Origin of the sequence: Synechococcus sp. Minos11 (assembly GCF_014279855.1) — a bacterium.
GTDB lineage: Bacteria > Cyanobacteriota > Cyanobacteriia > PCC-6307 > Cyanobiaceae > RCC307.
The window spans coordinates 1,390,789-1,400,738 of record NZ_CP047953.1 but is presented as its reverse complement, the minus strand read 5'-3'; the positions used below and the strand labels follow the sequence as shown (position 1 = coordinate 1,400,738).

Sequence of the window (9,950 nt, the reverse complement as noted above, 5' to 3'; positions counted from 1 at the left end):
TCAAGCCCCAGCTAGAGGATCAGGAATCGAGTTGCTCGGTGCCTCAAACGACCCCTTGAGCACGTACTCAAGGCGCAGCTTCATGAAGTCAATAAACACGGCGTCGGTGGAGATCACGGCTGCCGCTGGCTGAGGGATGGAGCTGGCTTGCTCTTTGAATTCAGGGGCATGCAAAAAGGCAGGCTGTCGCACCAGCCAAAAGTCGATCTCTTTGCCTTTTTCGCTGTAATCACGCACGCGCTCACGCAGCACTTCTTCCAAGGGTTCCTCTTCAGTCAGGAACGCTGCGCTAGCGGCCACGAAGTAATAGGTGGACATCGGCTTCTCGAGCAGCTCAGGATTCTGCAGCAAGCCCTGCGCCAAAGAGGGGCTCTTGGCGCGGTGCGCTCACCAACTCCTTCATTTGCTTGACCGCCTCTTGCAAACCAACGGCCATGGCACGGGCCATCACGGTGTGGCCAATGTTGAGCTCCTCCATGCCGGGGATCGCTGCGATCGGTTCCACGTTTTGGTAGGTGAGGCCGTGTCCTGCGTTGACGCGCAAACCCAGTTGCCGGGCCTCGGTGGTGCCCTCGATGAGCCGTGCGAGCTCAAGGGGCTGCTGGCTCCAGCTCGCCTCCGCATAGCTGCCGGTGTGCAGTTCAACCCAGCGCGCTCCACTGCGCTGGCTGGCTTGGAGTTGCGCACGCTCGGGATCCACAAACAGGCTGACCGGGATCCCGGCCCCTTGGAGCTGGCTGATTTGTCCCTGAAGAGCGGCTTCTTGGCTCACCACATCAAGGCCGCCTTCGGTGGTGACCTCCTGCCGTTTTTCCGGCACCAGGGTCACCATGTCGGGCTTGATCGTTAAGGCGATGGCCACCATTTCAGCGGTGGCGGCCATCTCCAAATTCAGCCGTGTCCGCACGGTTTGACGCAGCAGTTCCACATCGCGGTCTTGGATGTGGCGCCGGTCTTCACGCAGATGCACCGTGATGCCATCGGCGCCGCCCAATTCGGCCAGCAAAGCCAAATGCACAGGGTCTGGCTCCACGGTTCGGCGGGCCTGCCGAACCGTGGCGATGTGATCCAGGTTGATGCCGAGACTGGCCATCGCAACTGCTGTCCAGCATTCAATTTAAGGAAGGCCTTCGCTCGATAAGGTCGGAGCTATGGCCAGCTCCAGCGATCCCATGGCAGCGAGTCGCCTGGCGCGGGCGCAGCGGCTTCGTAGCGACGTTGTGCCATGGCTCGCGCCCCTGGCGATTCTCACCACGGAAGACATCGCTTTACGGCTGTTCTTTCGTCGAATCTCCATTCTTGGCGCGGAACATTTGCCCACTGACGGCCCGGTGCTGTTGGCACCCACCCATCGCGCCCGTTGGGATGCCTTGATCTTGCCCAAAGCGGCTGGTCGGCGCGTCAGCGGCCGCGATTGCCGCTTCATGGTCACCACAACCGAGATGAGCGGATTGCAGGGTTGGTTTCTGCACCGTCTTGGTTGCTTTGCCATTGATCAGAGCAAGCCAGGCACCGCCAGCCTTCGCTACGCCTTGGATTTGTTGGCCGATCAGCAGCAGGTGGTGCTGTTCCCTGAGGGACGAATCAACCGTGACGGGGCTCCCATCACGGTTGCTCCGGGATTGCCTCGTTTGGCATCGCTGGCTCAAACCAAAGGATTGGGTTCTGTCCCTGTCATTCCAATTGGGATTGCCTACACCCGCCGGCTGCCCCGTTGGGGGGATTGCGCTGCGCTCTGTTTTGGTCCCCAGCTCCGCTTGGAAGGCAGTGGCAAAGCGGCGGCGTTGGCCTTGGCTGAACGCATCCAACAGGGCATGCGTTCGGCTGAGGAAGCGGCCCGCAGCTGCATCGCCGCTGGTGAAAACGAGGCCTAGATTCCCGCCATCGCTCGGAGTTCTCAGGCCTATGCGCCGTCTTCTGCTTTCGGCCAGCCTGGCCCTCCTGTTCGCCCCAGTGCCCGCGTTGGCCCAGGCCGAAACCGGTGTGCAAGAAGTTGTTGCCAGCTCCAGCGGCGACACCTTCAACATCAGTGCCGTCAATGAACTGTTGGCGCGAGGCGATTCTGAAGCAGCCAGCGGTGATCTGAGCGCTGCGATCGATTCTTATGACAAGGCTCGCAATGCGGCCCGTTCATTGCTTTCGTTTTATCGGGATCTGAGCGGCGCATTCCGCGGCCTCGATGCGCGGATTCCCAGGGCGATGGATGCCAAAGGCCGTGAAGCGATTCAGGCACTGGCCTCAGCCAATCTCCGTCTGGCCGCGGCCTATCGCCGTGAAAACCAGGCTGAGGTGGCTGTCCCTCTGCTGGTGGAAGTCATTAAGTTGATGACCCCGGCCAACGAAGATGGCCGTAAGGCGTATCAGCAGCTGCTGGAGATTGGCTTTGTCTCCATCCCCTACAACGCACCTGCTCCGCGATCCAACTGATTTTCAGGGCATTTCATGGTTCAACCCGATGCCGTAGCGGCGGCCATCCGCCAAGCCTTGCCTGATGCGCAGGTTCAAGTTGAAGACCTCACCGGAGGCGGTGATCACTTGCAAGTCACCGTGGTTTCTGAGGGCTTTCGTGATCTCACACGGGTCAAACAGCATCAACTTGTCTATGGAGCCCTTAGTCAGGAGCTCGCCAGCGAGGCCATTCACGCCTTGGCTCTTTCCACCTCTTGCCCCTCGTAGGGTTTCCATCTAGCCAATCCCGTTATGGACGCTCAGCTCAAAAGCCGGATCGAAACCCTGGTTGCCTCGAGCCCTGTCTTCATCTTCATGAAGGGCAGCAAGCTCATGCCCCAGTGCGGTTTCTCCAACAACGTGGTGCAAATTTTCCACTCGTTGGGAGTTCCTTTTGAAACCTTTGATGTGCTCTCCGACATGGAGATTCGTCAGGGAATCAAGGAGTTCTCCAATTGGCCCACCATTCCTCAGGTGTACCTCAACGGTGAATTTCTGGGCGGTTCCGACATCATGATCGAGATGTACAACTCCGGTGAGCTGCGCGAAACCGTAACGGTGGCCCTGGCCAGCTGATCGCGGTGATTGAGGTCACCCGCGGTTGCTCAGAGCAACAGATTGATGCGTTTCAGGCTCGCCAGTGGCCGATCTGGAGCTGTGATGCCAGCACCTTCCCCTGGCAGTACGACCAGCGCGAGCGCTGTTTGCTGCTCGAGGGTGATGTGACGGTTACCCCGGAGAACGGAGAACCCGTTCGCTTTGGTGCAGGGGATTTTGTGGAGTTCAGCGCTGGCTTGCGCTGCACCTGGCAGGTGCACCAAGCCGTGAAAAAGCACTATTGCTTTGGCTGAGATTTAGCGGCGCTCGGTTTCAAACAGGGTGCGCGGATCCCCGTCAGGGCCAAAGAAGCTGGATGGATCCATCAGCCAGCGATCAATGAATTCTTCGAATCGCCGCTGGCTCAGGGGATCCAGTTGTTGGCTGCGGCGCAGCGCATGGATGAATCCATCGGCATACAGCCTCAGTTCCGAGGGGCTGTGGTGTCGCAAGGTCAGTTCCTGACAGGCGTCGATCAGGCTTTGAAAGTGGCGGATTGCGTCAGGGTCCTGTAACGCAGTCATGGGGGGACAGCTGGTAAGGCATCGCCTGTTACCAGCATGCCGAAGAAACCCGCTTACGGTAGAGGTAACAGGTCTAAATGTGTGTCTGCCTCTGAGGCGTCCAACGCCAGTTGCATCCTTGTGGTGGAGCCTCATCCCACCTTGCGGATGGTGCTGGCGCAGCGTTTGCGTCAAGACGGGCATATGACAGCCGCTGTCGCATCGGCGGCTGAAGCCATGCAGTTGTGCCTCGATCAGCAGCCCGATTTGCTGGTCAGCGCTGAATTGCTCGAAGAGACCACAGCTCTCAAGCTGGGCGCCCAGCTGCGCTGCCCGGTGATGGTGTTGACGGCCCGAACCGGGGCTGAGGCAGTGGTTTCCCTGCTCGACTCCGGCGCAGAAGACGTGCTGCGCAAGCCCTTTGGCTTAGAGGAAATGGCGGCCCGCTGCCGCAAATTGCTGACCCGCAGTGGAGGGTTGCAGGAGCAGGTCACCGTTGGTCCCCTCAATGTTCATCTACTGCTGCGGCAAGTCACATTGCGCGATCAACCCGTGGAGCTCAGCCCACGGGAATTCGCACTCCTCTGCGCGCTGTTGATGCCCCCTGGTCATGTGCGCAGCCGCCAGGAGCTGTTGACCATGGCTTGGCCTCCCTTTAGTGGTGGTCCCCGTTCTGTTGACACCCAAGTGCTCACCCTGCGCCGCAAGCTCGAGCAGGCCGGTCTTGGTGAAGGCGGCGGGATCGAAACAGTGCGCCAGCAGGGCTATCGCTTCAGCCTCGACAACCTCCCGGAACGCTCGTTAGAGCTGGGTGATCCAGCGGAGGCCAGCCAACAGCTCAATGGCCAGCATCAACCCGCTTGAGATCGCCAGCACTTGGTAGGTCCAGGGCGGCGTCAGCCGTTGCACGTTGCTGGTTTCCAGCCCACTGGCGCTGCTGAACCGAACCAGGAAATCGTCAAAACGCTCCACCCGCTGCGGCAGTAGATGGGCTTGGCTGCCGCCACGGATGTAATAGACGCGTCCTCCTTGGCTGGTGCCCACAGGCACCAATGCTTTGACATCACCCCAGCTCAGCTGCCATCCCCGCTTGAGCACTCCGCCACACCAGGGAGCGGGGCCTACCCGCAAACCTTCCGTGCTGAGCTCCACCCGTTCACTCACCAAAGCCAGCACCAACACCAAACCCAACACCACCATCACCAACAGCCATAGCCGCATCGGTCCGTTGGCGAAGGCGGGCAGTGGCAAGACCAGCGCCAGATACAGCAGCACCAGGGTGCTGCGGATCAGCGGAGCCATCGGGTAGACGTGCAATCCGTCGCTGTTGCTGGGGGGCTCAGACATGGGGACGACTTTAGGAATGATTCCTTTGCCCTGGAGCGGTAGCTACCACTGAGGGGGTTGATCTCGATGTGCGTTCCCTGTGGAGACTTCTCGCCCTGGTCTTGACCTTGAGACCAACCTCGGCCATCGCCTGCAGCAACGCAATCACACCGATGCCGTGTTGCCGCGAGATCAGCTGGCAAAGCATGGATTGCATGCCGATCTGGCTTATCAGCTCATCCACGACCACTTGATGCTGGATGGCAACGCCATGCTCAATTTGGCGACCTTTGTCGGCACCTGGATGGAGCCAGAAGCGCTGCATCTGATGCGCGAGTGCGCCGACAAGAACATGATCGATAAGGACGAATATCCCCAAACCGCCGAGCTGGAAAATCGCTGCCTGCGCATGCTGGCGCGGCTGTGGAATGCCCCAGATCCTGAGGCGGCCGTTGGCACCTCCACCACCGGCTCCAGCGAAGCGTGCATGCTGGGCGGCATGGTTTTGCGCTGGCATTGGCGTCAACGCCGCGCCGCCCAAGGCCTGGATGATCGCCGCCCGAATTTGGTGATGGGCACCAACACCCAGATCTGTTGGGACAAGTTCTGCGCCTACTTCGATGTGGAGGCCCGCATGGTGCCGATCTCACGCGACCACCTGCAGATGACCGCTGAGGGCGCGGTGGCGGCCTGCGATGAGAACACCATTGGCGTGGTGGGTGTGCTTGGCAGCACCTTTGATGGCAGCTACGAGCCGATTGAAGCGATCCAGCAGGGGCTCGATCAGCTGCAAGAGCGCACGGGGCTCGACATTCCCATCCACGTTGATGGGGCGTCCGGTGCCTTTGTGGCGCCGTTTAATTCGCCTGAGTTGCCTTGGGATTTCCGCCTGCCCCGTGTGAAGTCGATCAACACCAGCGGCCACAAATACGGTGGTGTTCTCCCCGGTGTGGGCTGGGTGTTGTGGCGGGAGCAGGCCGATCTGCCCGAGGAGCTGCGCTTCAACGTCAACTACCTCGGCGGCCAGATGCCAACGATCGGCATGAACTTCTCCCGGCCGGGAGCCCAGGTGGTGGCGCAGTACTTCAACTTCATCCATTTGGGCCATGCCGGCTATTGCCAGCGCATGGCTTGCCTGGAGGCCACGGCCTCCTACCTCGCTGATTCGATTGCAGCGATGGCACCGATGAAGTTGCTGAGCCATCCCCGCGGGCAGCTCCCGGTCTTTGCCGTCACCCTCGAGGACTCGGTGGACACTTGGACGGTGTTTCAACTCTCCGAACGCCTGCGGGCCCGCGGTTGGCAAGTTCCCGCCTACACCATGCCGGCGGCTTGTGAGGATCTAGCCGTGCTGCGCTTTGTGATCCGAGCTGGTTTCACGCGCGATATGGCCGATCTATTGCTGCGGGATCTTCAGAACGCGGTGGATTGGTTCCAACAACTCAGCAGCCCGATGCCCGATCCCAATCCTGAGCATCGGCCCTTCCACCATTGATGGAGACCAGTTCGTTTCAGCACTATCTGATTGGTCTGCTGGCCATCGGCAACAACGTGTCGGCGTTGGGCGCGTTTCTGCTCCATACCCAGGGCATGCCGCGCGCCAAGGTGAAGCGCTTGATCCTGATGAGCGGCTTGGCCTGCTTGATCACGCTGGTGCTGTTCATGGTGGTGGGCACCCGCATCCTCGATTTTTTCGGAATCTCCGTCAGTGCCTTTCAGATTGCGGGCGGCCTGCTGCTTGGCGGTGTGGGCCTCGAGATGATGAACTCACGCACGCCATTGCCCACTGGTGCTGCGGCATCGGCTGCAATCCCACCTGCACCTGACCTCAGTGATGCGCAGTTTTATTCCGCGGCAGTGGTGCCGATCGGTATTCCGCTCACCATTGGTGCCGGAACGCTCTCTGCGGTGGTGCTGTTTGCCGAAACGGCCTACCGCAGTGGCACCGCGCTCAACCTGCTGGGCGCGATTGTGATCTTGGTGCTGGTGAACACCGCCATCTTCCGCTTCAGCAGCCGGATCATGGCTTGGCTGGGGGAGGTGGGGGTGACGATCTTCATCAAGCTGATGGGCCTGTTCACCCTGGCCATTGGCGTGGAATTTCTCACTAAGGGTCTCGGGGCGATCTACCTCAACCTGCGCGATGGGGCCCTGGCGTCATTGGGGTAGAGCCCAGGGATTGAGCCCTAGATCAGCACCGATCCGATGGGCGCAAGCAAAGCCACTAAAGGCCACGGCATTGAGCCCTTGCCCCGGGAAGCAGGAATCGCCAACGCAGTAGAGGCCATCGACGCCGGTGCGGTTGAACGGCATCGGCAGCAGGCCGGGCAGCCGCAGCGCTGGGATCGGGCCATAGCTGCCTTGGTGGCGGCCCAGGAAGCGGCGATGGCTGCGCGGGGTCCCCACTTCGCGGTGATGGATGCCGCCACTGAGGCCAGGCAAGAGCAGGGTCTCGAGGCGTTGGATTAAGCGGTCGGCATCCGCCTGTTTTTTGGCCTTGTAGGCCTCTGGCCCCAGGCCTTGCCAGTGCTCCATCGCCGAAGGCGTGAAGCAGTGCAAGATGTGCCGTCCGCTGGGGGCCAGCTCAGGATCCAGCAGGCTGGGCATCGACACAAAGATCACTCCCTGCTCGTCTTCCATGGCCTGCCAGTCCTCCAGCAGCAGGTGGTGGCAGTGGAAACCGCTGGGCACCAATGCGGCATCGATTCCCAGGTGCAGCGAGAGGAACGAGGGCGAGGCCTTGTAGCGCTTGCGCCAACGCGCCTCCCGTGCGGGTGTGTGATCGGCATCCACCAGCGGCGCTTTGGCTGAACCTTCCCCACTGAAGGTGTCCCAACGGGTGGCATTGCTGACCACGCGTCGAGCATGAAATGTCTCGCCATCGGCGAGCTCAACGCCAACGGCTTGGCTGCCGTCCATCAGCACGCGCGTGACACGGGCCTTGTAGCGGATCTGGCCGCCATGGCGTTCGAGGCCACTCACCAACCTGCAGGCAATCGTGCCAACGCCGCCTTTTGGGTAGTTGATGCCGCCGGCATGGCGATCGGAAAACACCATGCCGGCATTGATCATCGGGGTGAGATCCGCTGGCATCACCGACCAGCAGAAGCACTCCATGTCAATGAATTGGAGCAGCTGGGGATCGTTGATGTGTTGTCGGGCCACATCGCCGACATTGAACGGCAGCCAGCGGGCAAGCCCTAGGCAAGCCAGTGGAGCCCTGAAAAACACCTTGGCGAGATAGGCCGGATCCTCGAGCGAGAGCAGCGGCATCGCATCGAGGCAGCGGAACACCTGCCAACAGGTGTCATAGAAGGCGCGGATCCCTTTGGCTTCATGGGGAAACAGGCTGCTCAGCCGCTCGACAAAGCTTTCGTAATTGCGATCGACGGCCACGTTCAGGCCGCCTGGCAAGTGATATTCAAGCTGCACCGGGTCAGCGATGGTGTCGCAGTGCTCCCCCACATCGGCGAGGGCTCTGGTCAGCAGGTTGGTATGGCCTTTTTGGCCGAAGCCAAAAATCATGGAGGCGCCCACATCGAAGGTGTAGCCGGCCCGTTTGAAACTGCCGCCGCTACCTCCAGGAATCAAATAGCGCTCCAGCACCAGCACCTTGGCCCCTTTGGCTGCCAGTTGGCTGGCGGTAACCAGGCCGCCAATCCCGGCGCCGATCACGATCACGTCCCAATCCGGGCTGCTGCTCACAGGGCCGCTGCAGTGGCTTCGGCGACCTTAGGGGCTGAGCTGAAGGGGGCGAGGTCGGCCAGGGCTCGATCGCGGTAGGCCCCGTAGCGGCGGCGTTTGTCGCGGATGCGTTCGGGCAGCTCCGGCAGCAGACCGAAATTGGGGGGCATCGGTTGGAATTTACCGCTGGGGGCCTCGCTGATGAAGTGGGTCAAGGCTCCAGCCATGGTGGTGGCCGGCAGGTCGATGGGGGCATCGCCGCGGGCGATCCGGGCTGCGTTGGTGCCCGCTAGCCAGCCGCCAGCCACAGCGGCCGCATAGCCCTCGGTGCCGGTGATTTGACCTGCCGCCAGAAGGCTGGGCCGCTGGCGGAATTGCAGGGTTGGCTGGAGCAGCTGTGGGGCTTCCAAGAAGGTGTTGCGGTGCATCACCCCAAAGCGCACGAAGCTGGCGTTCTCCAGCCCGGGGATGAGCTGTAAAACCCGCTTTTGCTCACCCCATTTGAGGTTGGTCTGGAAGCCCACCAGGTTCCAGAGCCGGCCGTCTTTGTCCTCCTGGCGCAGTTGCACCACCGCATAGGCACGCTTGGCCCGGCGCACATCGCGGTCGGTGACATCTCCCCAGCGCTGGTCCCAAAGCCCGATTGGTTTGAGCGGGCCGTAGCGCATGGTGTCTTCACCGCGGCGGGCCAGCTCTTCAATGGGCAGGCAGCCCTCAAAGAACGTGGCGCTGTCTTTTTCGAAGTCCTTGAGCTCGGCTTGTTCTGCCGTCAGCAGGGCCTCGCGGAAGGCGAGGTACTGCTCCTGATTCATCGGGCAGTTGATGTAATCCGCATCGCCTTTGTCGTAGCGGCTGGCACGGAACGCCACCTCCAGGTTGATGCTCTCGCCTTCAACGATGGGGCTAGCGGCATCGAAAAAATGGCAGTCCTCGCGGCCGGTGAAGGCGCGCAGGTCTTCCGCCAATGGTTCGCTGGTCAGCGGGCCGGTGGCCAGCACCGTGATTTGCCCAGGTTCAGGCAGGCGCTGCTGCTCCCGCCGCTCGATCGTCACCAGGGGATGGGCGTCGAGCGCTTCAGTGAGGGCTGCGCTGTAGCGGCCGCGATCAACAGCAAGGGCCCCGCCCGCTGGCACGGCGTGGTGGTCTGCGGTGCTGATCACCAACGACCCCAGGCGCCGCAACTCCTCTTGCAGCAGGCCGGCGGCCCGATCACTGCTTAATGCTCCAAAACTGTTGCTGCAGACCAGCTCACCAAATTCACTGCTGTGGTGCGCTGGCGAGCGGCGCAGCGGCCGCATCTCCACCAAGGTGACCGGAAGTCCTGCTTGAGCCACCTGCCAGGCGGCTTCGGTGCCGGCGAGGCCGGCTCCGATCACCAAAACGTTCAACGGC

At 61.4% G+C, this 9,950-nt stretch carries 14 protein-coding genes; 8 read left to right on the top strand and 6 right to left on the bottom strand.

The features are described from left to right. Positions 1–318, bottom strand: a complete 318-nt coding sequence (locus SynMINOS11_RS07875) for an MgPME-cyclase complex family protein (RefSeq protein WP_043738154.1) — start codon at positions 316–318, stop codon at positions 1–3. Positions 319–334: 16 nt separating this feature from the next. After that, positions 335–1,093 (bottom strand): pyridoxine 5'-phosphate synthase, encoded by a 759-nt coding sequence (locus tag SynMINOS11_RS07870; RefSeq protein WP_186547759.1) that lies wholly within the window; start codon positions 1,091–1,093, stop codon positions 335–337. A gap of 58 nt (positions 1,094–1,151) precedes the next feature. Here SynMINOS11_RS07870 and SynMINOS11_RS07865 point away from each other — a divergent pair, with 58 nt between their 5' ends. The 5 genes from SynMINOS11_RS07865 to SynMINOS11_RS07845 are packed head-to-tail and all read left to right on the top strand — an operon-like array spanning position 1,152 to position 3,299. After that, positions 1,152–1,874 carry a lysophospholipid acyltransferase family protein gene (locus SynMINOS11_RS07865; RefSeq protein ID WP_011935969.1) on the top strand — a complete coding sequence of 241 codons (723 nt, stop codon included), beginning with the start codon at positions 1,152–1,154 and terminating at the stop codon, positions 1,872–1,874. Between the two features lie 31 nt (positions 1,875–1,905). Continuing rightward, complete coding sequence (locus SynMINOS11_RS07860; RefSeq protein ID WP_011935968.1) at positions 1,906–2,427, top strand: hypothetical protein; 522 nt, start codon at positions 1,906–1,908, stop codon at positions 2,425–2,427. Positions 2,428–2,442: 15 nt separating this feature from the next. After that, positions 2,443–2,676 carry a BolA family protein gene (locus SynMINOS11_RS07855; protein WP_011935967.1) on the top strand — a complete coding sequence of 78 codons (234 nt, stop codon included), beginning with the start codon at positions 2,443–2,445 and terminating at the stop codon, positions 2,674–2,676. A 24-nt stretch (positions 2,677–2,700) separates the two neighbouring features. Then, complete coding sequence (gene grxD, locus SynMINOS11_RS07850; protein ID WP_011935966.1) at positions 2,701–3,024, top strand: Grx4 family monothiol glutaredoxin; 324 nt, start codon at positions 2,701–2,703, stop codon at positions 3,022–3,024. Between the two features lie 5 nt (positions 3,025–3,029). After that, entirely contained in the window at positions 3,030–3,299 is a 270-nt protein-coding gene (locus SynMINOS11_RS07845) for a cupin domain-containing protein (protein WP_011935965.1), read from the top strand. A 3-nt stretch (positions 3,300–3,302) separates the two neighbouring features. Here the strand turns inward: SynMINOS11_RS07845 and SynMINOS11_RS07840 are convergent, their stop codons facing one another. Next, positions 3,303–3,569, bottom strand: coding sequence for a DUF6761 family protein (locus tag SynMINOS11_RS07840; protein WP_011935964.1), 267 nt, complete (start codon positions 3,567–3,569; stop codon positions 3,303–3,305). Between the two features lie 36 nt (positions 3,570–3,605). Here SynMINOS11_RS07840 and SynMINOS11_RS07835 point away from each other — a divergent pair, with 36 nt between their 5' ends. After that, on the top strand, positions 3,606–4,412 hold the full coding sequence (locus tag SynMINOS11_RS07835) for a response regulator transcription factor (protein ID WP_011935963.1): 807 nt from the start codon (positions 3,606–3,608) through the stop codon (positions 4,410–4,412). On the opposite strand, the gene SynMINOS11_RS07830 is transcribed toward SynMINOS11_RS07835, so the two are convergent. Next, positions 4,350–4,895 carry a hypothetical protein gene (locus SynMINOS11_RS07830; protein ID WP_186547757.1) on the bottom strand — a complete coding sequence of 182 codons (546 nt, stop codon included), beginning with the start codon at positions 4,893–4,895 and terminating at the stop codon, positions 4,350–4,352. The two genes, SynMINOS11_RS07835 and SynMINOS11_RS07830, sit on opposite strands and share 63 nt — an antisense overlap. Before the next feature lie 79 nt (positions 4,896–4,974). Between SynMINOS11_RS07830 and SynMINOS11_RS07825 the strand changes: the two genes are divergently transcribed. Beyond that, positions 4,975–6,369: a glutamate decarboxylase gene (locus SynMINOS11_RS07825; RefSeq protein ID WP_011935961.1), complete on the top strand. Its 1,395-nt coding sequence runs from the start codon at positions 4,975–4,977 to the stop codon at positions 6,367–6,369. Next, positions 6,369–7,043, top strand: a complete 675-nt coding sequence (locus SynMINOS11_RS07820; RefSeq protein WP_186547755.1) for a MarC family protein — start codon at positions 6,369–6,371, stop codon at positions 7,041–7,043. The genes SynMINOS11_RS07825 and SynMINOS11_RS07820 overlap by 1 nt, the downstream gene beginning before the upstream one ends. On the opposite strand, the gene crtH is transcribed toward SynMINOS11_RS07820, so the two are convergent. Both crtH and trmFO read right to left on the bottom strand, forming a co-directional pair. Further along, a complete protein-coding gene (crtH, locus tag SynMINOS11_RS07815) occupies positions 7,032–8,579 on the bottom strand; it encodes a carotenoid isomerase (protein WP_186547753.1) in 1,548 nt (515 codons plus the stop codon). The genes SynMINOS11_RS07820 and crtH overlap by 12 nt on opposite strands. Further along, positions 8,576–9,946 carry an FADH(2)-oxidizing methylenetetrahydrofolate--tRNA-(uracil(54)-C(5))-methyltransferase TrmFO gene (gene trmFO, locus SynMINOS11_RS07810; protein WP_186547751.1) on the bottom strand — a complete coding sequence of 457 codons (1,371 nt, stop codon included), beginning with the start codon at positions 9,944–9,946 and terminating at the stop codon, positions 8,576–8,578. Before trmFO ends, crtH begins: the two co-directional genes overlap by 4 nt. Positions 9,947–9,950: the final 4 nt, after the last annotated feature.